This is a genomic window from Mesorhizobium sp. M1143 (genome assembly GCF_040318435.1).
GTDB lineage: Bacteria > Pseudomonadota > Alphaproteobacteria > Rhizobiales > Rhizobiaceae > Mesorhizobium.
This window is the reverse complement of sequence record NZ_JAMYMJ010000003.1, coordinates 59,573-80,773: the sequence shown is the minus strand read 5'-3', so window position 1 is coordinate 80,773 and position 21,201 is coordinate 59,573. Positions and strand designations below refer to the sequence as shown.

The window sequence follows — 21,201 nt, the reverse complement described above, 5'->3', positions numbered from 1 at the left end:
GGACAGCCAGGAGAAGGCCCGATCACAGTCTTTGTAAAGACAGGCGAAATTACCGCTGCGTCAGCTGTTGCGAACGCGCCGCCAGGAGTATTTCGGCCCCTTCGGCTCCGACGCTTCGGTCGGCTGATAGTAAAGGCCCAGCCCGCCTGTGCGGCCTTCTTCGAGGCGCTTCAGCAGAACCGGGTTGGAGATCTCGAACTCGTCGAAGCCGAGGCGCAGCATATGCGGCAGCTGGTCGACGAGCACCTGGCCCGTGGCGCGGACCGCGCCCTCGAAATGGTAGCGGCTGCGCAGCAATTCGCCCTTGGAAAACGAGCGGCCGTCGCTGAAGGCCGGGAAGGCCAGCGCCACCAGCGACAGCTGGTCGAGCAGATCCACAATCTTTTCCAGCTGGTCGCCGGGCTGCAGCGCGACGCCAAGCCGCTCCTTGGCCGAGCGCCGCACTTCGGCATCGAGGCCGAGAAATGCCTGCAACGGCAGGATGAAGCGGCCATTGCCCGCCAGTGCATCCGCACTTTCGGCATGTGTCCACTCGTCCTCGCGAAAACCCGTCCGGGTCCAGAGGCGGGTCTCCGCTGTCGTCGGTTCAGTCATCGAAAATTCCTAAAAGCCCCAAAATCGAAGTCCGCGAAAGCCGGTCCACACGAAACCGGCGGCCTCCGGGCGGAAGCCGCCGTTGCAGGCCAACCTCACCTGAATATCACCATAGCTTAAAGGGATGCGTCGGTCAGCGACACTTCCAGTCCCGACAGATGGATGCCGCACTCGGTCTTGGCATGACCGGCCCAGCGGCCGCTGCGCGCATCCTCTCCCGGCTGCACCGGCTGCGTGCACGGGAAACAGCCGATCGACAGATAGCCGTACGCAACCAGCGGATTTTCGCGCAGCGCATGCGCGCGCATGTAGTCGGCCTGGTCGGATGTCGTCCAGTGCGCCAGCGGATTGATGCGTACGCGCGGGCCGACCGCCTCGAACACCGGCAGCGCGGCTCGCGTCGCCGCCTGGAAGCGCTTCCGGCCGGTCAGCCAGGCCCGGAAGGGGGCGACGCCGCGCGCCAGCGGCTCGACCTTGCGCACGTCGCAGCAGGCATCGGTATTGCTCTGGTGCAGATTGCCGGTCGGATCGACCCGCTCGAGCGCCGCGTCTTCGGGCTTGATCACCCTGATGTTGGTCAGCCCGAAATCGGCGACCAGCGCATCGCGATAGCCCAGCGTCTCTTCGAAATGCTTGCCGGTGTCCAGGAAGATGACCGGCAGCGTGCGGTCGACCTTGGCGATCATATGCAGCAGGACAGCGGAATCCGCGCCGAAGGACGACACGGCGGCGATCTCGTCATGAAACAATTCGCTCGCCGCGCGTTCGATGATGTCGAGCGGGCTCAGATGTCCATACAGCGCGTCGAAGCCCGCCGCTTTGGCGGCGATGCTGTCGTCGACGTCGACGATGCGGTCAAGCGGCCTTGGTTTCGCCAGCATAGAGCGCCTCCTTGAACGGCGCGGGACCGACACGGCGGTAGGCGTCGATAAAACGTTCACTGGGACCGAGCCGAAGGCCGAGATAGGTGTCGACGATCTGCTCGATGGCGTCCGTGATCTCTTCCGAAGAGAAGCCGCGGCCGATGATTTCGCCAACCGAGGTGTTCTCGTCGGCCGATCCGCCAAGCGTCACCTGGTAGAGTTCGGAGCCTTTCTTCTCGACGCCGAGGATACCGATATGGCCGACATGGTGATGTCCGCAGGCATTGATGCAGCCGGAAATCTTCAGCTTCAATTCGCCGATCTCGCGCTGCCGCTCCAGCGAGGCGAAGCGAAGCGAAATCTCCTGCGCGATCGGGATCGAGCGCGCTGTCGCCAGCGCGCAATAATCGAGGCCAGGGCACGCGATGATGTCGCTGATCAGGTTGGAATTGGCCGTCGCGAGGCCAATGTCGACCAAAGCGTCGTAGACCGCTTTCAAATCGGCGCGCGCCACATGCGGCAGGATCAGGTTCTGCTCATGGCTGACGCGCAGTTCGTCGAACGCGTATTTCTCGGCGATGTCGGCGACCGCTTCCATCTGGCTGTCGGTGGCATCGCCCGGCACTTCGCCGATACCTTTCAGCGAAATCGTCACCGCGGCATAGTCGGGATGGCGATGCGTCACGACATTCTGGTCGAGCCAATCCGAGAAGCTTTTGGAATCGAGCCGCGCCAGCTTGATCGCCGCGTCGCCTTCCGGCCGGGCGGTCAGTGCCGGCGGCGCGAAATAGGCGTCGATGGCACGGATGTCGGCTTCCGGCAGCTTCAGCTCGGCGTCCTTCAGCTCCTGCCATTCGGCCTCGACCTGGCGGGTGATTTCCTCGACGCCGGTCTCGTGGACGAGGATCTTGATGCGCGCCTTGTACTTGTTGTCGCGGCGGCCATAGAGGTTGTACACGCGCAGGATCGCCGTGCAGTAGGACAGCAGGTCGGCTTCCGGCAGGAAGTCGCGGATCTTGCGCGCCACCATCGGCGTGCGGCCCTGGCCGCCACCGACATAGACGGCAAAGCCGAGCTCGCCGGCGGCGTTCTTCTTCAGATGCAGACCGATATCATGCGTCTGGATGGCGGCGCGGTCGCGCTCGGCCCCGGTCACCGCGATCTTGAACTTGCGCGGCAGGAACGAGAATTCCGGATGCACAGACGACCATTGCCGCAGGATCTCGGCATAGGGGCGCGGATCAGCGACCTCGTCGGCGGCGGCGCCGGCAAAGTGATCGGCGGTGACGTTGCGGATGCAATTGCCGCTGGTCTGGATGGCATGCATCTCGACGCTGGCGAGATCGGCCAGGATCGCCGGAATGTCGGACAGCGCCGGCCAGTTGAACTGGATGTTCTGGCGCGTGGTGAAGTGGCCGTAGCCCTTGTCGTATTTGCGCGCGATGTGGCCGAGCATGCGCAGTTGCGCGCTGTTCAGCGTGCCATAGGGCACCGCGATGCGCAGCATGTAGGCGTGCAGCTGCAGGTAGACGCCGTTCATCAGCCGCAGCGGCCGGAACTGATCCTCGGTGATCTCGCCGGACAGCCGGCGTTCGACCTGGTCGCTGAACTCGGCGACGCGGGCCTGGACAAAATCGTGGTCGAACTCATCGTAGCGGTACATGTTTCGTCTTTCAGGGCGCGTCCGCCCGTATTTTGTTACGCTGCCCGCGCAGCCTGCTTGCCCAGATCTTCCCGGATGGTCGGGCCGGCGGCGCGGATCTTTTCGCGCAAGCGTACCGGCACGACGACGCCATTGATGACTTCAACGTCGATCAGATTGACGTCGACAACCTGATTGTTGGCGTTGGCCTTGGCGCCGATTGCTTCCAGCCTGTCCTCTGCCGCTTGGTCATGGGCAAGGTCGGCATGGTCGACCGTCTCGGCCCAGCCGCCATCGGCGTACCAGACGGCGATGCCGTCGGAGAGGCGGTTTGCGGTCAGTATCTTCATGGCTCGACCTCTGCGTCGGCCGCGTTGGCGGCGCCCTCATAGTTATGGGCCGCGAGCGGCTCGGAACGTTCAAAGTTGGCGCCGGCAACCGCGTCGCCGATGATGGTCATCACCGGACCGGCCAGATCGGCACGCTCTTCCAGCGACGGCAAATCGGCCAGCGTGCCGTGGAAACGGCGGCGGTTCTGCAAGCTGGCATTCTCGACCACGGCAACCGCCGTGTCCGGCGACAGGCCGGCCTCGATCAGCCGTCCGGCGACTTCGGCGGCGACCGAGCGGCCCATATAGACGGCGACGGTGGCGCCGGAAATGGCGAGCTTGGCCCAATCCGGCAGCGAATTGCCCTTCAGATCATGGCCGGTGGTGAACACCATCGACGAGGAGACGCCGCGCAGCGTCAGCGGCAGCTCGAAATCGGCGGCGGCGGCAAAGGCGGCGGTGACGCCGGGGACGACATCATAGGCGATGCCGGCATCGCGCAGTGCGGCCATCTCCTCGCCGGCGCGGCCGAACACCAGCGGGTCGCCCGACTTCAGCCGCACGACGCGCTTGCCCTGCCTGCCAAGATCGACCAGCAGCGCATTGATCTCGGCCTGGCTCTTGGTGTGGCATCCCTTGCGTTTTCCGACCGGCAGCCGCTCGGCGTCGCGGCGGCCCATGGCGACGATCGCCTCCGGCACCAACGCGTCATAGACGATGACGTCGGCTTCCATCAAAAGCCGATGCGCGCGCAGCGTCAGAAGATCCTCAGCACCTGGCCCGGCGCCGACCAGGGCGATATGGCCCGAAGCCGGAGCCTTCGACAGCAACAGATCGGTGGCGGCGTCATGCGCCTGCGAAAGCTCGCCGGCTTCGACGCCGCGCGCCGGTGCCCCCTGGAAGAAACTGCTCCAGAACTGGCGGCGGGCGTTGCCTTTCGGCAGCAGCTTTTCGGCGGCACCCCGGAACGAGGCGGCAAGCGCTGCCAGCGGCCCGAGCGACGGCGACAGCATGCGGTCGATGCGGCTGCGCAGCATCTGCGCCAGCACCGGACCCGCGCCTTCCGTGCCGATGGCGATGGCGACAGGGGCGCGGTTGACCAGCGCCGGGGTGAAGAAATCGCACAGCTCCGGCCGGTCGACGGCATTGACCGGAATGCCAAGGCGGCGCGCATCGTCGGCGACGCGGCGGTCGAGCCTCTCGTCGCCGCTGGCGGCAAACACCAGGACCGCGCCTTCGAGATGCGCGGCGTCGTAGGGGGCGTCGATACGGATGGCGCCGGTCGTGGCGATGAAGCTCAGCAATTCGGCGTCGGCAACATCGGCGATGATGCGAAGCACAGCACTCGACTGATCAAGTAGCCGCGCCTTGGCCAATGCTTCGCCGCCGCCGCCGACGATGGCCACGGCTTCGCCTTCGACCCGCATGAAGACCGGGAACGCGGTGAGCTTGGGATTGGCGTGCGGCATGACGAACAGATTCCGGAACAATTCGGCAGTTTTAGGCGCGGACGCGAAAAAGCTGAAGGAACCCACTCGCGCATCCCCTGACGGGAGGCAATCGCTTTTCCGCAAGCCAAAGGGCCAAGAGAAAAATATTCCACATCCGCATATCAGGCGGATTCAAGCTACTGCCGCAGGCCTTGTTCTGCGGCTCTTTTATCCGGCAGTCGGCCAAGCTGCAAAATTGTTTTTTCTAAATTCTACCAATTTAGTAGATTAAAGCCGCCACCTCCGACATTGCTCGGATAGACGATAGATCGGGCTCGATATGGCTGCGTGCGATCTCGGCGAACGAAGTGGAACGTTCCCGCTTCGCCACGCGTTCTGCCCCTGCCGTAACAGACAATCGTCGGCTGGATTTGAACCTTCAAGCAGGAGCCCGCAAATGAGCAAGATCAACCTGAAACATGGCCTTTTGGTCATGGTGGCCGATGGCGAGAAAGCGCTGTTCCTGAAGAACGAGGGCGACAATCTCTATCCGAACCTGCAGCTCTTCCAGGAGATGAAACAGGACAATCCGGCAACGCGCGAACAAGGCAGCGACAGTCCCGGCCGCTACAATGACGGCCCCTCCGTGCATCGCAGCGCGGTTGAGGAAACCGACTGGCACCGGCAGGGCAAGGAACGCTTTGCCGAAGAGATCGCGGACCGGCTCTACAAGCTCGCCCATCACGGCATCTTCGACGACATCGTGCTGGTCGCGCCACCGCTGGTGCTCGGCACCATGCGCAAGAAACTGCACAAGGAAGTCACCGACAAGGTGCAGGCGGAGATCCCAAAGACACTGACCAACCGCCCGCTGATCGACATCGAGGCCATGCTGCAGCAGGCAGCCTGACGCTATCTCATAGATCATTCGCGCGCGCCGCGGTTTGGGGGCGCGCGCCTTTCGTTTTTCGGCGCCTCTGGCCACCAATTTACGTCTCGCGGGTTGCGTCGCCCGCACCCCCTCCACCATATTGCAAAGGCGGCGGCTGCGGGCGGCGCACACCCGACATTTCCCGAAAGGCGCTCCATAGACAATGCCGCATGACACGCCCCTTATCGCCACCATCGTCGCCGGTCTGGGGCTGGCATTCATCTTCGGGGCGCTCGCCAACCGTTTTCGCATCCCGCCGCTGGTCGGCTACCTCGTCGCCGGCGTACTGGTCGGACCGAACACGCCGGGTTTCGTCGCCGATGCCAGTCTTGCCAATGAGTTGGCCGAAATCGGCGTCATCCTGCTCATGTTCGGCGTCGGCCTGCATTTCTCGCTGAAGGATCTTCTCTCCGTCCGCGCCATCGCCGTACCCGGCGCCATCTTCCAGATCGGCTTTGCCACCGCGCTGGGCGCCGGCCTTGCCTGGATGCTCGGCTGGTCGATGGGCGCAGGCCTGGTCTTCGGTCTGGCGCTTTCCGTCGCGTCCACAGTGGTGCTGTTGCGCGCGTTGCAGGAGCGACGGCTGATCGAGACCGAGCGCGGCCGCATCGCCGTCGGCTGGCTGATCGTCGAGGACCTCGCCATGGTGCTGGCGCTGGTGCTTTTGCCGGCGTTGGCCGGCGTGCTCGGCGGCCAGCCGCAGGTCGATGACCATGCGAGCCTTTTGTCGCTGCCGGCCAGCTACGGCATCTGGGGCGTCGTCGGCCTCACGCTGGCCAAGGTCGTCGCCTTCGTCATCGTCATGCTGGTGGTTGGCCGCCGCGTCATTCCGTGGATCCTGCATTACGTCGCCCATACCGGCTCGCGCGAACTGTTCCGGCTGGCGGTGCTGGCGATCGCGCTCGGCGTCGCCTTCGGCGCCGCCAAACTGTTCGGCGTCTCGCTGGCGCTCGGTGCCTTCTTCGCTGGCATGATCATGAGCGAATCCGAGCTCAGCCACCGCGCGGCGGAGGAATCACTGCCGCTGCGCGACGCCTTCTCGGTGCTGTTCTTCGTCTCGGTCGGCATGCTGTTCGATCCGTTCAGCCTGATGAGCAATGGCTGGCCGATCCTGGCGACGCTGGCCATCATCGTCATCGGCAAGTCGCTGGCCGCCTTCGTTATCGTCATCGCCTTCCGCTATCCGCTGGGAACCGCCTTGATGATCTCGGCCAGCCTCGCGCAGATCGGCGAATTCTCCTTCATCCTGGCGGAGCTCGGCGTCGGGCTGAAGCTGTTGCCGCAACAGGGACGCGACCTGATCCTGGCAGGCGCCATCCTGTCGATCCTGGTCAATCCGCTGATGTTCCTCGCCCTCGACTGGATGAAGCCATGGCTGGACGCGCGCGCCGCCAAGGCAGCACCACCGGAAGAGGCCAAGCCGGTCGGCCCGGCGACGCAGCCCGGACAAGTGGCCTCGGTGGCCCCCGCGGCGAAAGAGAATGGCCCACCGCCACGCACAACGCTTTCGGGCCACACCATCCTGATCGGCTACGGCCGCGTCGGCAGCCTGGTCGGCGCGGCGCTGAAACAGGCATCGCTGCCCTTCCTGGTCATCGAGGACGCCGACAAGACGCTGGCGAGGCTCAGAGACGACGGCGTCGAAATCGTCTCCGGCAATGCGGCCAATGCGGGCGTTTTTGCCGCCGCCAATCCGCAGGGGGCCAAACGCTTGATCCTTGCCATCCCCAACGCGTTCGAGGCCGGGCAGATCGTGCTCAGGGCACGCGCCGCGAATCCCGGCATCAACGTCATAGCGAGGGCCCATTCCGATGCCGAGGTCGAGCATCTCAAAGGCCTCGGCGCCGACACCGTCATCATGGGCGAACGCGAGATCGCCCGCGGCATCGTGCAAGAAGTGCTGGAGTAAAAGCCGATGCCGCCGAAGCCATTGAGCCCTCCCCGGCCTGAGGCTTGCCCACAGGCGCGTTGATTACGCCACGAAGGCGGAGCCGCCATTGTATGCGACACTGCTGAGATACTTTGCCGGCGGCTTGCCGAGCGCTTTCTTGAACATGGTGATGAAGGCGGTGACGGAGGCGTAGCCGAGATCGCCTGAAACCTGCTGCACGCTGGCACCCGAGGCCAGCTCCCTTATGGCGACGATCAGATGCAATTGCTGGCGCCAGCGGCCGAAGCTCAGTCCGGTCTGCTTCACCACAAGACGGGCGAGACTGCTTTCTGAGAGCGCGACGCGACTGGCCCACTCTGCAAGCGTGCTGCGGTCGGCAGGGTCTTGCGCCAACGCATCGGCGATCCGCCGCAAGCGCGGCTCGGCGGAGATCGGCAGATGCAGCTGCTGGACCGGCATGCGCGGCAGTTCGGAGAGCAGGATCGTGGTCAGCAGCACGTCCCTCGCCTCATCCTCCTCCACGCGATCGGCCAGCTCGATGATCAGTTCGCGCAACAATGGCGAGATCGACAGCGTGCAGCAGCGGTCCGGCAGATCGGCGGCTCCCGGCTCGATATAGACGAAGAAAATCCGCGCATTGGCGGTGGCGATATTGCTGTGTCCCATGCCACCGGGAATCCACACCCCGCAATGCGGCGGCACCATCCACAGACCGCTTTGGACGCGGCAGGTGACGCCACCGCCGAGCGCGAAGACGAGCTGGCCCTTCCGATGCCAATGGGCAGCCACTTCCGCTTTGGTTTCGGTAACGTCGACGCGCACGGCAATCGCAGGTGCCTGCACATCATCGACATCGAAATTGACCCAGGGGTAGCGGAGCGGCTGTCTCATGATTGATGGCTTTTAGCGACTATTCGCCGTGATAGCTAAATTCTTTGATGCGGGGAGTCGATAGACTCTGGTTCGTGGCTGGCATGTCACAACGGCAGGAAGGCTTCCCATGCGCGCGCTTGTCATCTCTCCCGAGAGCATCACCCGGATCAGTCTCGCCGAGGTCGAGGACCCTCGGCCCCTCCCCAACGAAGCGCTTGTCTGCGTCCACGCAACCTCGTTGAACCGCGGTGAATTGCGCCTGCTCACCATACGCCCGGAAGGCTGGATACCTGGCCAGGACGTGGTTGGAGTAATCAAGCGGGCGGCAGCCGATGGCTCCGGGCCTGCCGTCGGCGCCCGGGTTGTGGCTTTGGTGGACGAGGCCGGCTGGGCCGAACGGGTCGCCGTTCCGACCGACCGTCTCGCAGTCATCCCGGACGAGGTCAGCTTCGGGTCCGCCGCCACGCTTCCGGTCGCGGGCACGACGGCGCTCAGGGTCTTGCGCCATGGCGGCGACCTCGCGGGACAGCAGGTGTTGATCACCGGCGCCAGCGGCGCGGTCGGCGGTTTCCAGATCCAGATCGCCCGCGAGCAAGGCGCCGCGGTGACTGCAATCGCCGCCGCCCGGCACGCCGAGGATCTCCGCGGTCTTGGTGCTCACGAAGTCGTCGAGTCGATCGAACTGGCCGAAGGGCCATTCTCTCTGATCACCGAGTCGGTCGGCGGCCAAAGCCTCGCCCATGCCATCGAACGCGTCGCCCCCGGCGGCACCATCGTCATGTTCGGTTCGAGCAGCGGCGAACTCACGCCGGTTGGTTTCAGACAATTCGTTCCAGGCCATGAGGGAGCGAGGCTTCAGACTTTCGCCTACTACACATCCGGTCCAGCCATTGGCGCGGACATCGCCTCGCTGCTCGCTCTGGTCGCGGCTGGCCGGCTGGAAACCCGCGTGTCCATGACCGTGCCGTGGACAGACATCGCCCAGGCTCTGGACGCCCTGCGACAGCGCAGCTTCAGCGGCAAGGCTGTTCTCACCATCGCCGAATGAGCAGTCTGTCAGCGCTCAGACGTGCTGGCCGCCATTGATGTGGATTTCCGAGCCCGTCACATAGGACGCCTGCTGCGAGCACAGGAAGAAGATGATGTCGGCGACTTCCGAGGTGGCGCCAAGGCGCCTGAGTGGGATCGTCTCGACGATCTTGTCGGTGCCAGGCGACAGGATCGCGGTGTCGATCTCGCCCGGCGCAATCGCATTGACGCGGATGCCGTGCGGGCCGAAATCATGCGCCATCTCGCGCGTCAGCGAGCCGAGTGCCGCCTTCGAGGTCGCATAGGCGGTGCCGGCGAAAGGATGCACGCGCGTGCCGGCGATCGAGGTGACGTTGACGATCGAACCTTTTGCTGCCGCAAGCTCCTTGAAGAGACCACGCGCGAGCATGATCGGCGCGAAGAAATTTACCTGGAACACATCGCGCCAGACATGCATCGGCGTGTCGATCGAATCCATGCGGCTGTTGCCGTCCTTGAGCTTCGGCGAAATGCCGGCATTGTTGACCAGCGCGTGTAATTGCCCGCCATGCGCTTCCAGCCGGTGACGGATCTCCGAGACGGCGATGCCGACATCCTCCTGGTCGGCGAGATCGACCTTGATGTGGTCCTCCGGGCCGGCCGGCCACGGGCAATCCTCGGCAAAAGCCTGGCGCGAACAGGTGATGACCCGCCAGCCCTCACGCGAAAAGCGCTTGACCGTGGCATGGCCGATGCCGCGGCTGGCTCCGGTCAGCACGATGGTTTTTCTGATGTCGGTCTCAGCCATGTCTGTCACTCCGGCCGGAGATGTAGCCGAATGCCGCGAAGGTGGCGAGAGGCCGAATTGTCACCGCAGCTCTCATATGAGGAACGGATTGCCAGCTCGCATTTGATTCGAAGCTAGAATGACGAGCCGCTCAGCCGCCGCCGAGAATATCCAGGATTGAGGTTTTCCGCTTCTTGGTCGGGCCGCCGACGCTGCCCGGCGGTACCGGATGCTTGATCGAGGCCGTGGTGCCGCCGTCGCCCGGCATGTCGAAACCGTCGGCATCGACGGTTTCGGCCGGACGGCGGACCGGTGCTTGTGCGGGTACAGCAGCAGGTGCCGGCGCGGCAGCAGGCTCAGAACGGCTGACGGCCACGGCAGGCAACGGCGCCGCCTGATTGTTATCGACTGACGGAATATCGTCGGGCACGATGGTGTCGGGCGGCGTCGACTTCCAGGTGCCGGGCAGCGGCCGGACCGGCACACCTTCATGCGCGGCCACCATGAACTCGTGCCAGGCCTGTGCCGGCAGCGCGCCACCGGTGACCTTCTTCATCGGCGTGCCGTCATCATTGCCGAACCACACGCCGGTGGTGAGGTTTGCGGTGTAGCCGACGAACCAGGCGTCGCGCGAATTCTGGCTGGTTCCGGTCTTGCCGGCCGACGGCCAGGCGAAGGCCGCCTTCCTGGCCGTGCCGATCTCGACCGTGCCGGTCATCATCGAGTTCATCATGCCGACAATGTTCTGCTTGACGACGCGCGGCGCGCTGCCGCCATTGTCGTCATAGAGCACCTTGCCTTCGGTCGTGGTGATGCGGCGGATGAAATGGATGTCGGGCTTGTAGCCGCCATTGGCGAACGGCACATAGGCCGATGTCAGCTCCAGCGGCGTCACTTCCGAAGTGCCGAGCGCGATCGAGGTGTTGGCGATCAGATCGGATTGGATGCCCATGCGGTGCGCCGCCTCGACCACCGCGTCGGGGCCGACCTCCATGGTCAGCTGCGCCGCGACGGAATTCAGCGACTTCGCCAAAGCGGTCGCCAACGTCACCTTGCCGAAATACTTGCCGCCGTAATTGTCCGGTGTCCACTTGCCGATCTTGATCGGTGCGTCGTTGCGCACGCTGTCGGGCGTGCGGCCGGCTTCCAGCGCGGCCATATAGACGAACGGCTTGAACGCCGAGCCCGGCTGGCGGCGTGCTTCGGAGGCGCGGTCGAACTGGCTGGTCGAATAGTCGTAGCCGCCGACCATGGCGCGCACGGCGCCGGAATTGTCGATCGAGACCAGCGCGCCTTGGCTGACATTGAGCTTCTTGCCGCTCTCGTCGATCAGCCGGCGGATCGACTGTTCGGCGAGCTTCTGCAGGTTGAGGTCGACGGTGGTGTCGACGACGATGTCGCTGCGCACGTCACCAATCAAATCGGGCAATTCTTCCATGATGGTGTCGGCGACATAGTTTTCCGAGCCGGTCCAATAGGATGGCGCGCGCGTTGCCGGCGCGCTCATCGCCGAGGCCAGTTCCTTGGCGCTGATCTTGCCTTCGTCGCGCATGGCGGCCAGCACCAGTTGCGAGCGCTCCTCCGCCGCCTTCGGATCCCGCGCCGGCGACAGTCGCGACGGCGCCTTCAAGAGGCCGGCGAGAAGGGCCGCCTCCGACAGAGTGACATCGCGCGCGCTCTTGCCGAAATAGCGACGCGAGGCCGCCTCGACGCCATAGGCGCCGGAGCCGAAATAAACCCGGTTGAGGTACATTTCGAGGATCTGGTCCTTGGTATGCTTGTGCTCCAGCCAGAGCGACAGCAGCACTTCCTGCACCTTGCGCTCCAGCGTGCGGTCGGGCTTCAGGAACAGGTTCTTGGCCAGCTGCTGGGTCAGCGTCGAGCCGCCCTGCGAGAAACGCCGGCCCAGAACGTTGGTCACCATGGCGCGCGATAGGCCGATCGGGTCGATGCCGAAATGCGAATAAAAGCGGCGATCCTCGATGGCGATGACGGCTTCCGGAATGTAGGGCGACATTTCGTGCAGGCCGACCGCCTCCCCGCCGCTCATGCCGCGGTTGGCAAGCAGTTGCCCGTCGACCGAGACGATCTTGATGTTGGGCGCGCGGTCGGGGATCGACCAGGTGGTGGCCGCCGGCATCTTGGCGCCGTAATAGACGACAATGCCGGCCACGGCGATGCCGCCCCAGATGCAGAGCACGAAGCACCAGTAGAACATCCGCGCCATCACGCCGAACAGCCCGCGCCGGGGTTTGCCGCGCTTGCCGCGTGACGATGATTTTGCCTTGGAGGTTTTGCGCGCCGAAGATGATTTGCGATTGGCCGGCACGACCCGATCCTCCTCGTTCACCGAAAAACCGGCCGCGGATTTCGCCTTTGGCGATCCCTCGAAGCTGGGTTCGATGCGACTGTCTCTGCGGTTCGCCATGCGTTGCGCTGTCTTCCCGGTGTCAATGGCGCTCGGGTTGGAGGGTAGATGCGGCGGTTTAAGGGCGCGTTAAAGCAGGGTTTATGCACCCTTCTGAAATTCCTCAAGAATTTCTAAAATCCGCTGCCGCTGGCTAACAGGCGTCGGCAACGCGGTACTTTGGCGGGTGCCCGAGATCACTGTTCAAACAGTTTGACGGATCTTGTCTCGCAACGCGGCGGCGACAAAGGCCGATCGGGTGACCCCCAACCGATTGGCTGTTTCGTCAGCCTCGGCGAGCAAACCGGCATCCAACGAGATATTGGCCCGGGCCGGACGGCCGGCATCTCGGATCAAGGGCACGGACATCAAGATAGCGCCAGCGGCGAGCGCTGCTCGAACCTCAGCATCTTCTAAAAGCGCCTCGACTTTGCGAGGAGTGGGGATTTTACGGCCGTCCGCGATTTCTTCAGCCACCCATTCGGCCAACGCAGCCATAGCGTCTTTTATAGCCTCGTCCCGGCTTTCCGACTGCGCGACGCAGCCAGGAGCATCGGGAAACGAGACGCCGACAAAGCCGTCGGCAGCATCCACGAGTGCGACATAGCGAGACATATCAAAGAACTTTCCTTATTCCGATTTTGCAAGCCGTTAGGCCCAACCTGCCGCCTGGGCGATAGACCGAGCTACCAACGGCGTCAGAGTCCTGTGGCGAGGAACCATGATCGTCGGCATTCCGTCCTTTTTGTACTTGTCATGCTTCGTGCCGCCGACGTTCTTCCAGCCTTCCCTCTCGAGCCGGCCCTTGACTTTGGCGGTGTTGGTTTCGTTCATTTCTCGGCTCAACTATGTGCAAATCTTTGCACATAGTGGAAACGGAAGTCAATCTCGTGTGCAAATATTTGCACAAGGCAACTCCCAAATCGCCATAAAATGCTTGGGCGACAAATCAGCGCCGTCTGCAGGCCGACATCATCAATTCTGCTGGATCGAAATGCGCTTGTCGTCGATCTTCAGTTCGACGCCCTTGGGCTTGGTCTGTTCGTGATAGACATATGCACCGAGCGCGATGACCACGACAACGAGCGCGCCGACAAGGAGATAGAGAGTGTTCTGTTTCACGGCGCGCTCCTTTGGCAGCAATTCCAGGAAAGCACAGGCTTTCTCCTGAGGAATTGCGTTGAATGAAACTTAGAGCGTCAAGCTCGCTTCAGAACCTTGACCAGCACCAGCAGGATGACGGCGCCGATCGTGGCGTTGATGATGGCAGCCAGAATGCCGCCGCCGATAGAGAAACCGAGCCTTGGAAATAGCCAGCCGGCGATCAGGGCGCCGATAATGCCGACGATGATGTTGCCGATGAGGCCGAAGCCGAAGCCCGAGACGATGAGGCCGGCGAGCCAGCCGGCAATGGCGCCGATTATGATGAAGATGAGAAGGCTTTCGATGCCCATGACGCGTTCCTCCAGGAAGAGAGGCTACGGAGCGGAAGGCCCCGAATCGGCCTCGATATCAACGACTTCAGGCTATGCGAAAGCAGTTGCACCCGCCAGCGGCGCTCATTGATCGTCGTCATCGTCGCTGGAGACTGGCCGCCAGCTGGTCGGGTCGACCTTTTTCTGGGTATCGCTGTCGGTGTAGACCCACCAGGCGCCGTCGCGATATTGCCCGACGGATTCGCTGACGACGCCGGCGCCGTCCTTCCACAGAACAGTGACCTTGGATCCATCCGTCGGGGCGGTCGCTATCGGTTTGCGGTCTGCCACGTCATCCCCCTCATTGAGTCGACAGAACGCCACGACGCGTGTCTGGTTGCAAGGCTGCCGGAAGCGTTATCCGAAGGCCATCAGCTGTGGGCAAAAATATCCTCTTCGTCCCAACCCATCAAATCGAGCTTGGCACGCGTCGGCAGGAAGCGGAAGCAGGCGTCGGCTTCCTTGGTGCGCCCGTCCCGCGCCAGGCGTCCAGCCAGCACCTCGCGCAGACGGTGCAGATAGAGAACGTCGGAAGCGGCATATTCGAGCTGTTCGGGCGACAGGGTCTCGGCCGCCCAGTCCGACGATTGCTGCGCCTTCGACAGGCCGACGCCAAGCAGTTCGAAGCAGATGTCCTTCAAGCCGTGCCGGTCGGTATAGGTGCGGGTCAGCCGCGAGGCGATCTTGGTGCAGAACACCGGCTCCGGCATGACGCCGAAGGCGTTGTAGAGCACGGCGAGGTCGAAACGGCCGTAGTGGAACAGTTTCGATATGCCGCGGTTGCGGAGCAGGCTGACGAGGTTCGGCGCTTTCTTCTGGCCGGGCGCGATCTGGATCACGTCGGCCGAGCCATTGCCGGGCGAGATCTGCACCACGCACAGCCGGTCGCGGTGCGGGTTCAACCCCAGCGTCTCGGTATCGATGGCCACCGCGTCGACATTGTAGTGGGCGAGGTCGGGCAGATCGTTCTTGTGGAAGCGGATGTCGGGCATGGTTTTCTCCGGATCGCGGCGTAACTCGTCCTCGCCGCGATCCGCTGAAAAATCAACAAGAAAACTTCCCAGCCTCCTCAGCGCGTCAGCGCATCGAGAATGCGCGCCCAGGAGCGCTGGCCCTTGTGGAAGGAGGTCAGCTCGTATTTCTCGTTGGGCGAGTGGATGCGGTCGTCGTCGAGGCCGAACCCGACCAGCAGCGATTCCATGCCGAGATAGGTCTGGAAGTCGCCGACCACCGGTATCGAGCCGCCGCTGCCCGTCGTCACCGCTGGCTTCGGCCATTCATCCGACAGCGCAGTCTTGGCCTTGGCCAGGAATGGCGAGTCGTAGGAAAGCTGAATTGCCGGCCCGCCGCCATGCGGGTGGAATTCGACCGAACAGTCCCCGGGAATGCGCGCCTTGACGAATTTCCGGAAAGCCGCGCGGATCTTCTCGGGGTCCTGCTTGTGGACGAGGCGGAAGGAGATTTTGGACGACGCTTCCGCCGCGATCACCGTCTTGAACCCCTTGCCGGTATAGCCGCCGATGATGCCGTTGAACTCGGCCGTCGGCCGCGCCCAGGTCAGTTCCATCACCGAGCGGCCTTTTTCGCCCGACGGGATCGACAGGCCGATCGGTCCGAGGAAGATCTCGGCTGTCTCGCCCAATGTCTCCCAGGATTTCAGGATCTGCGACGGCGTCTCCTCGACCCCGTCATAGAAGCCGGGAATGGTGATGTGGCCGTTCTCGTCATGGATGTCGGCGAGGATTTTCGCCAGGATGCGGATCGGGTTGGCGGCGGCGCCGCCATAGAGGCCCGAATGCAGGTCGCGATCGGCGGCCTTGACGGTGACCTCCTCGCCGACCATTCCGCGCAGCGAAACGCAGATCGACGGCGTCTCGCGGTCCCACATGCCGGTGTCGCAGACCAGCGCGAAATCGGCCTTCAGCTCATCGGCATTGGCCTCGAGGAACGGCTTCAGCGACGGCGAACCGGACTCCTCCTCGCCCTCGAACAGGATGGTGATGCGGCAGGGCAGATTGCCATGCACCTGCTTCCAGGCGCGGCAGGCCTCGACGAAGGTCATCAGCTGCCCCTTGTCGTCGGCCGAGCCGCGGCCGGTGATTACCTTGTGACCGGGCTCGATCTCATTGACCGCCGGCGCAAACGGGTCGTTCTCCCAAAGCTCGATCGGATCGACCGGCTGCACGTCGTAATGGCCGTAAAACAGCACATGCGGCGAACCGGCGGGGCCTTCATGGTGCGCAACCACCATCGGGTGTCCCGGCGTGTCGCGCACCGAAGCGTCGAAGCCGATCAGCTTGAGGTCCGCCACCAGCCATTCGGCGGCCTTGCGGCAGTCGGCGGCATAGTCTGAATCAGTGGAGATCGACTTGATGCGGAGCAGGCCGAACAGGCGCTCCAGGCTCTGGTCGAGATTTTTGTCGAGACGGTCGAGGACGGAGGAAATGGTGGACATTACTGCGGGCCTTTCTTTTCGGTGCCGGGACCGTAAAGGCAGCGCATCAAAACGAAAAGCCCGCGATCGTTGGACCACGGACCGTAAACACTTGTCAGAAGGCAAAAAAGAACCGCCGTGGTGGAGGGGAACCACGGCGGTCTTTTACTCGAAACGATGCGGCAGCCCGGAGAGGGGGGATAGGCTGCCGCAATTGTCCGGGATAGGCGGGGGACGGGCCTTGCTCCGGACTCGGCGAAAACTGCCGATAACCTTTATTTGTGTCTCGGATCGTGGCGTTTCAAGGGCACAAAAATTACACTTTTGTAACATAGCCGTGAGCGCCGAGGCAAACAGCAGCAGGACCTATCGGCAGGCAGGCTCTGTCAGCATGTCGCCGCAACACCTGTTGGAAGCCCGCCTTTGCCATGGACCGCGCCGTCCTGCCGCGCTATCCCTGCCGGCATGAAAAAAGGCGACCATCTCTTCCTTATCGACGGCTCCGGCTACATCTTTCGCGCCTATCATGCGCTGCCGCCGCTGACCCGCAAATCCGATGGGCTGCCGGTCGGCGCGGTCTCCGGCTTCTGCAACATGTTGTGGAAGCTGATGCAGGACGCCCGCAACACCGATGTAGGCATCGTGCCGACGCATTTAGCGGTCATTTTCGATTATTCGTCGAAAACCTTCCGCAATGATCTTTACCCGGAATACAAGGCCAACCGCAACGCACCGCCCGAAGACCTGATCCCGCAATTCGGTCTGATCCGCCAGGCAACCGTGGCCTTCAACCTGCCTTGCATCGAGATCGAAGGCTACGAGGCCGACGACCTCATCGCCACTTATGCCAGGCTGGCGTGCGAGGCCGGCGGCGACACCACTATCATCTCCTCTGACAAGGATCTGATGCAGCTGGTCGGACCCACGGTCGGCATGTACGACCCGATGAAGGACCGCCAGATCGGCATCCCCGAAGTCATCGAGAAATGGGGCGTGCCGCCGGAAAAGATGATAGACCTGCAGGCGCTGACCGGCGACTCCGTCGACAATGTGCCGGGCGTACCCGGCATCGGGCCGAAAACGGCGGCGCAGCTTCTGGAACAGTTCGGCGACCTTGACGGGCTGCTCGCCCGGGCCAGCGAGATCAAGCAGGACAAGAGGCGCGAATCCATCATCGCCAATGCCGACAAGGCGCGCATATCGCGCCAGCTGGTGACGCTGAAGAACGACGTGCCGGTGACAGACGGGCTCGACGATTTCGTGCTGCATGCGCCGGATGGGCCGAAGCTGATCGGCTTTCTCAAAACCATGGAATTCACCTCGCTGACCCGGCGCGTTGCTGAAGCGACCAGCACCGAAGCCGGCGATGTGCAGGCTGTCGCCGTCACCGTCGAGCGCGCCGACACCGCGCACGGCCCCGATGTCGGTTCCGGCATAGCGGCGCCTGCGGCAACACAGGATGAAGCCAAAACCGAAACCGCCAGGGCCGGCGACGCCCCTTCGCTGCTTGCCGCACTTCGCCTGGAAACGGCCGCTGCGGCCAAAATCGATCCCGCCGCCTATGTCGCCATCCGCGACACGGCGACGCTCAAGACCTGGCTGGCCCAAGCCAAGGAGACCGGAACCGTCGCCTTCGACACCGAAACCACGTCTTCCGATCCGATGCTGGCCGACCTCATCGGTTTCTCCCTCGCGATCGGCCCCGGCCGCGCCGCCTATGTGCCGCTCGCCCACAAGAGCGGCGCCGGCGACCTGCTCGGCGGCGGCACGCTGGAGAACCAGATTCCGGTCCGCGAGGCGCTGGCGCTGCTGAAGCCGTTGCTGGAAGACAAATCGGTGCTCAAAATCGCCCAGGACGCCAAATACGACATCGTCGTCATGAGCCGCCACGGCATCGATATCGCACCCTTCGACGACACGATGTTGATTTCCTATGTGCTCGACGCCGGCACCGGCCACCACACTTTGTCCTCGCTTGCCGACAAATGGCTCGGCCATGCCACGACGCCGCTCAAGGATCTCGCCGGTTCCGGCAGAAGCTCGGTCGGGTTCGAGCAGGTCGACATCGACCGGGCGACCGCCTACGCCGCCGGCCATGCCGACGTAGCGTTGCGGCTATGGCAGGTGCTGAAGCCGCGACTTGCCGCCAAGGGCCTGGTTTCGGTCTATGAGCGGCTGGAACGGCCGCTGGTGCCGGTGCTGGCGCGGATGGAACAGCGCGGCATCTCAGTCGACCGCCAGATCCTGTCGCGGCTCTCCGGCGAGCTGGCGCAAGGCGCCGCACGGTTGGAAGAGGAAATCTACGGCCTTGTCGGCGAGCGCATCAACATCGGGTCGCCAAAGCAACTCGGCGACATCCTGTTCGGCCGCATGGGCCTGCCCGGCGGCTCCAAGACCAAGACCGGGCAATGGTCGACCTCCGCGCAGCTTCTGGAAGACCTCGCCGCCGAAGGCCACGAACTGCCGCGCAAGATCGTCGACTGGCGTCAGCTGACCAAGCTGAAATCGACCTACACCGACGCGCTGCCCGGCTTCATCCATCCCGACACCAGGCGCGTGCACACATCGTATGCGCTGGCCGCAACGACGACGGGCCGGCTGTCCTCCTCCGATCCCAATCTGCAGAACATCCCGGTGCGCACCGCGGAGGGACGCAAGATCAGGACGGCCTTCATCGCCGACAAGGGCCAGAAACTGGTCTCGGCCGACTACAGCCAGATCGAACTGCGCGTGCTTGCCCACGTCGCCGAGATCCCGCAGTTGAAGCAGGCCTTCGCCGATGGCGCCGACATCCACGCCATCACCGCCTCGGAAATGTTCAACGTGCCGGTCGAAGGCATGCCTTCCGAAGTGCGCCGCCGCGCCAAGGCAATCAATTTCGGCATCATCTACGGCATCTCGGCCTTTGGGCTGGCCAACCAGCTGTCGATCCCGCGCGAGGAGGCCGGCGCCTACATCAAGAAATACTTCGAGCGTTTCCCCGGCATCCGCGACTATATCGAGGCAACAAAAGCCTATGCCCGCGAGCATGGCTTCGTCGAAACCATCTTCGGCCGCCGCATCCACTATCCTGAGATCCGGTCGTCAAACCCGTCGATCCGTGCCTTCAACGAGCGCGCCTCGATCAACGCCAGGCTGCAAGGCACCGCTGCCGATATCATCCGCCGCGCCATGGTGCATATGGACGAGGCGCTGGAAAAGGCCGGCCTGTCCGCCCGCATGCTCTTGCAGGTGCATGACGAATTGATCTTCGAGACGGTTGAAGCGGAAGTCGAGGCGACGATCCCCGTGGTGCGCAGGGTGATGGAGAACGCGCCGATGCCGGCCATCTCGATGTCGGTGCCGCTGCATGTCGATGCCCGCGCAGCGAACAACTGGGACGAGGCGCATTGAAGGTGCGATGATTGTCTTTGTCACCGGAGACCTGCTGGCCGCCCAGGAAAGCTATATCGCTCAAGGCGTGGCAGAGGGCAATCAAGAGGGCCTTGGCACCGGACTTGCGCTGAAGATTTCGAAAAAGTGGCCGAATGTGCAGGCTGCCTTCAAGAAATATGCTCGGACCGGCAGGTTTATTGGCGGTCATATCTGGACATTGGAGCCAGACGGCAATCAGCCGGGCTTCATTTATCTGGCAACCCAGCCAGATATGTATCACGCCACGCTTCCCTATTTACGGAAAGCAGTTCGCGGGCTTGTGAAATGGGCCGACAAAAACCGGGTAGAATCCATCGCCTTGCCAAAAATCGGGTCTGGCCTTGGCAAATTATCTTGGCTCGACGAGGTGAAACCCCTGCTTATGGAGCAGCTAACACCTGGGCCTACGCGGTACGTCGTCTATGAGACATTCTTGAACGAATTCGAGAATAGCGCACCGCCTCGGCTCAAGTAGGAAGCAAGCTAAGCCGCCTCAGCCAGGCACTTGGCACACGTCCCTCGAAACTCGATCACCGCCTTCTTGGCGGCAAACCCGGTCGAGCGCACCCATTCGTCCAGCCGATGGTCGACGTCATGGTCGGACATCTCCATCACCTGCCCGCATGTGTCGCAGATAGCGAAGGCTGTCATCGAATGCGTATGGTCGTGCGGTTCGGCGCAGGCGACGAAGGAGTTGAGGCTTTCCAACCGGTGCACGAAGCCTGACTTCACCAGGCTGTCGAGCGCCCGGTAAACCTGTAGCGGCGCGCGGAAACCGCGCTCGCGCAGCTGGTCGAGAAGCGTATAGGCGCTGAGCGGTCCGCTGGCGGCCTCGAGCTTTTCGAGCACGCTCAGCTGATTCTTCGTCAGCACATCCCTTGCCGCCATGATCCCGTTTTCCGATCGTTTAGAGCATGATGCCGAAAAGTGTGGAGCGGTTCTCGGACGACATCATGTTCTATCTGTTTGATCCAGCGCCGCTCGCAAATCATTTCTGCCATGCGACGGTCTCAATTCCCTTGAGATAGCGATGAAGCAGGCTTTTTGCCACTGTTTCCGTTATCGCCATCGACACCATGACCACCACCGCCGATTGACGGCACCGACCACATTCAAAATACTG

Annotated in this window: 21 protein-coding genes; 5 read left to right on the top strand and 16 right to left on the bottom strand. The window is 63.2% G+C overall.

Going from position 1 to position 21,201, the window contains the following annotated elements; genetic code table 11:
* Window positions 1-60: 60 nt before the first annotated feature.
* The 5 genes from NKH35_RS03625 to cysG all read right to left on the bottom strand — a co-directional run bounded on the left by NKH35_RS03625 (window position 61) and on the right by cysG (window position 4,897).
* Window positions 61-594, bottom strand: a complete 534-nt coding sequence (locus NKH35_RS03625) for a DUF934 domain-containing protein (protein ID WP_023686582.1) — start codon at window positions 592-594, stop codon at window positions 61-63.
* Between the two features lie 116 nt (window positions 595-710).
* The gene (locus tag NKH35_RS03620; protein WP_023700114.1) at window positions 711-1,475 is read right to left on the bottom strand and encodes a phosphoadenylyl-sulfate reductase; all 765 of its coding nucleotides are present in this window, start codon (window positions 1,473-1,475) and stop codon (window positions 711-713) included.
* A complete protein-coding gene (locus NKH35_RS03615) occupies window positions 1,450-3,120 on the bottom strand; it encodes a nitrite/sulfite reductase (protein WP_023683051.1) in 1,671 nt (556 codons plus the stop codon). The genes NKH35_RS03620 and NKH35_RS03615 overlap by 26 nt, the downstream gene beginning before the upstream one ends.
* A 35-nt stretch (window positions 3,121-3,155) precedes the next feature.
* Window positions 3,156-3,449 carry a DUF2849 domain-containing protein gene (locus tag NKH35_RS03610; RefSeq protein WP_023669771.1) on the bottom strand — a complete coding sequence of 98 codons (294 nt, stop codon included), beginning with the start codon at window positions 3,447-3,449 and terminating at the stop codon, window positions 3,156-3,158.
* Window positions 3,446-4,897, bottom strand: a complete 1,452-nt coding sequence (gene cysG, locus NKH35_RS03605; protein ID WP_352913378.1) for a siroheme synthase CysG — start codon at window positions 4,895-4,897, stop codon at window positions 3,446-3,448. Before cysG ends, NKH35_RS03610 begins: the two co-directional genes overlap by 4 nt.
* A 418-nt stretch (window positions 4,898-5,315) precedes the next feature.
* Between cysG and NKH35_RS03600 the strand changes: the two genes are divergently transcribed.
* Window positions 5,316-5,768, top strand: coding sequence for a baeRF12 domain-containing protein (locus NKH35_RS03600; protein ID WP_023700117.1), 453 nt, complete (start codon window positions 5,316-5,318; stop codon window positions 5,766-5,768).
* Window positions 5,769-5,952: 184 nt separating this feature from the next.
* A complete protein-coding gene (locus NKH35_RS03595) occupies window positions 5,953-7,698 on the top strand; it encodes a cation:proton antiporter domain-containing protein (protein WP_352913376.1) in 1,746 nt (581 codons plus the stop codon).
* 63 nt (window positions 7,699-7,761) lie between these two features.
* Here the strand turns inward: NKH35_RS03595 and NKH35_RS03590 are convergent, their stop codons facing one another.
* Window positions 7,762-8,571 (bottom strand): AraC family transcriptional regulator, encoded by an 810-nt coding sequence (locus NKH35_RS03590; protein ID WP_352913374.1) that lies wholly within the window; start codon window positions 8,569-8,571, stop codon window positions 7,762-7,764.
* 109 nt (window positions 8,572-8,680) lie between these two features.
* Between NKH35_RS03590 and NKH35_RS03585 the strand changes: the two genes are divergently transcribed.
* Window positions 8,681-9,601: a zinc-binding dehydrogenase gene (locus tag NKH35_RS03585; protein WP_023814715.1), complete on the top strand. Its 921-nt coding sequence runs from the start codon at window positions 8,681-8,683 to the stop codon at window positions 9,599-9,601.
* A gap of 15 nt (window positions 9,602-9,616) precedes the next feature.
* Here NKH35_RS03585 and NKH35_RS03580 read toward each other — a convergent pair whose 3' ends face one another.
* The 9 genes from NKH35_RS03580 to NKH35_RS03540 form a co-directional block, all read right to left on the bottom strand.
* Entirely contained in the window at window positions 9,617-10,369 is a 753-nt protein-coding gene (locus tag NKH35_RS03580; RefSeq protein ID WP_023686590.1) for an SDR family NAD(P)-dependent oxidoreductase, read from the bottom strand.
* A gap of 130 nt (window positions 10,370-10,499) precedes the next feature.
* A complete protein-coding gene (locus NKH35_RS03575) occupies window positions 10,500-12,776 on the bottom strand; it encodes a transglycosylase domain-containing protein (RefSeq protein ID WP_352521587.1) in 2,277 nt (758 codons plus the stop codon).
* 183 nt (window positions 12,777-12,959) lie between these two features.
* On the bottom strand, window positions 12,960-13,370 hold the full coding sequence (locus tag NKH35_RS03570) for a type II toxin-antitoxin system HicB family antitoxin (RefSeq protein WP_023733597.1): 411 nt from the start codon (window positions 13,368-13,370) through the stop codon (window positions 12,960-12,962).
* A gap of 36 nt (window positions 13,371-13,406) precedes the next feature.
* The gene (locus NKH35_RS03565; protein ID WP_023733598.1) at window positions 13,407-13,589 is read right to left on the bottom strand and encodes a hypothetical protein; all 183 of its coding nucleotides are present in this window, start codon (window positions 13,587-13,589) and stop codon (window positions 13,407-13,409) included.
* Between the two features lie 141 nt (window positions 13,590-13,730).
* Window positions 13,731-13,877 carry a hypothetical protein gene (locus tag NKH35_RS03560; RefSeq protein WP_352913371.1) on the bottom strand — a complete coding sequence of 49 codons (147 nt, stop codon included), beginning with the start codon at window positions 13,875-13,877 and terminating at the stop codon, window positions 13,731-13,733.
* 77 nt (window positions 13,878-13,954) lie between these two features.
* On the bottom strand, window positions 13,955-14,209 hold the full coding sequence (locus NKH35_RS03555; protein ID WP_023733599.1) for a GlsB/YeaQ/YmgE family stress response membrane protein: 255 nt from the start codon (window positions 14,207-14,209) through the stop codon (window positions 13,955-13,957).
* Between the two features lie 105 nt (window positions 14,210-14,314).
* A complete protein-coding gene (locus tag NKH35_RS03550; protein ID WP_023683046.1) occupies window positions 14,315-14,521 on the bottom strand; it encodes a hypothetical protein in 207 nt (68 codons plus the stop codon).
* Between the two features lie 80 nt (window positions 14,522-14,601).
* Window positions 14,602-15,222, bottom strand: coding sequence for a ribonuclease D (locus NKH35_RS03545; protein ID WP_031262143.1), 621 nt, complete (start codon window positions 15,220-15,222; stop codon window positions 14,602-14,604).
* Window positions 15,223-15,299: 77 nt separating this feature from the next.
* Window positions 15,300-16,685 (bottom strand): M20/M25/M40 family metallo-hydrolase, encoded by a 1,386-nt coding sequence (locus NKH35_RS03540; protein ID WP_023733601.1) that lies wholly within the window; start codon window positions 16,683-16,685, stop codon window positions 15,300-15,302.
* A 444-nt stretch (window positions 16,686-17,129) separates the two neighbouring features.
* On the opposite strand from NKH35_RS03540, the gene polA reads away from it, so the two are divergent.
* Together polA and NKH35_RS03530 are read left to right on the top strand one after the other, a co-directional pair.
* Complete coding sequence (gene polA, locus NKH35_RS03535) at window positions 17,130-20,057, top strand: DNA polymerase I (RefSeq protein ID WP_023733602.1); 2,928 nt, start codon at window positions 17,130-17,132, stop codon at window positions 20,055-20,057.
* A 7-nt stretch (window positions 20,058-20,064) separates the two neighbouring features.
* The gene (locus NKH35_RS03530) at window positions 20,065-20,553 is read left to right on the top strand and encodes a macro domain-containing protein (protein WP_023691986.1); all 489 of its coding nucleotides are present in this window, start codon (window positions 20,065-20,067) and stop codon (window positions 20,551-20,553) included.
* 8 nt (window positions 20,554-20,561) lie between these two features.
* On the opposite strand, the gene NKH35_RS03525 is transcribed toward NKH35_RS03530, so the two are convergent.
* Entirely contained in the window at window positions 20,562-20,966 is a 405-nt protein-coding gene (locus NKH35_RS03525; RefSeq protein WP_023669789.1) for a Fur family transcriptional regulator, read from the bottom strand.
* Window positions 20,967-21,201 lie beyond the last annotated feature (235 nt).

Coding starts and splice junctions, on each gene's coding strand:
- NKH35_RS03625 (WP_023686582.1), bottom strand. CDS start 594: ATGACTGAACCGACGACAGCGGAGACCCGCCTCTGGACCCGGACGGGT.
- NKH35_RS03620 (WP_023700114.1), bottom strand. CDS start 1,475: ATGCTGGCGAAACCAAGGCCGCTTGACCGCATCGTCGACGTCGACGAC.
- NKH35_RS03615 (WP_023683051.1), bottom strand. CDS start 3,120: ATGTACCGCTACGATGAGTTCGACCACGATTTTGTCCAGGCCCGCGTC.
- NKH35_RS03610 (WP_023669771.1), bottom strand. CDS start 3,449: ATGAAGATACTGACCGCAAACCGCCTCTCCGACGGCATCGCCGTCTGG.
- cysG (WP_352913378.1), bottom strand. CDS start 4,897: ATGCCGCACGCCAATCCCAAGCTCACCGCGTTCCCGGTCTTCATGCGG.
- NKH35_RS03600 (WP_023700117.1), top strand. CDS start 5,316: ATGAGCAAGATCAACCTGAAACATGGCCTTTTGGTCATGGTGGCCGAT.
- NKH35_RS03595 (WP_352913376.1), top strand. CDS start 5,953: ATGCCGCATGACACGCCCCTTATCGCCACCATCGTCGCCGGTCTGGGG.
- NKH35_RS03590 (WP_352913374.1), bottom strand. CDS start 8,571: ATGAGACAGCCGCTCCGCTACCCCTGGGTCAATTTCGATGTCGATGAT.
- NKH35_RS03585 (WP_023814715.1), top strand. CDS start 8,681: ATGCGCGCGCTTGTCATCTCTCCCGAGAGCATCACCCGGATCAGTCTC.
- NKH35_RS03580 (WP_023686590.1), bottom strand. CDS start 10,369: ATGGCTGAGACCGACATCAGAAAAACCATCGTGCTGACCGGAGCCAGC.
- NKH35_RS03575 (WP_352521587.1), bottom strand. CDS start 12,776: ATGGCGAACCGCAGAGACAGTCGCATCGAACCCAGCTTCGAGGGATCG.
- NKH35_RS03570 (WP_023733597.1), bottom strand. CDS start 13,370: ATGTCTCGCTATGTCGCACTCGTGGATGCTGCCGACGGCTTTGTCGGC.
- NKH35_RS03565 (WP_023733598.1), bottom strand. CDS start 13,589: ATGAACGAAACCAACACCGCCAAAGTCAAGGGCCGGCTCGAGAGGGAA.
- NKH35_RS03555 (WP_023733599.1), bottom strand. CDS start 14,209: ATGGGCATCGAAAGCCTTCTCATCTTCATCATAATCGGCGCCATTGCC.
- NKH35_RS03545 (WP_031262143.1), bottom strand. CDS start 15,222: ATGCCCGACATCCGCTTCCACAAGAACGATCTGCCCGACCTCGCCCAC.
- NKH35_RS03540 (WP_023733601.1), bottom strand. CDS start 16,685: ATGTCCACCATTTCCTCCGTCCTCGACCGTCTCGACAAAAATCTCGAC.
- polA (WP_023733602.1), top strand. CDS start 17,130: ATGAAAAAAGGCGACCATCTCTTCCTTATCGACGGCTCCGGCTACATC.
- NKH35_RS03530 (WP_023691986.1), top strand. CDS start 20,065: ATGATTGTCTTTGTCACCGGAGACCTGCTGGCCGCCCAGGAAAGCTAT.
- NKH35_RS03525 (WP_023669789.1), bottom strand. CDS start 20,966: ATGGCGGCAAGGGATGTGCTGACGAAGAATCAGCTGAGCGTGCTCGAA.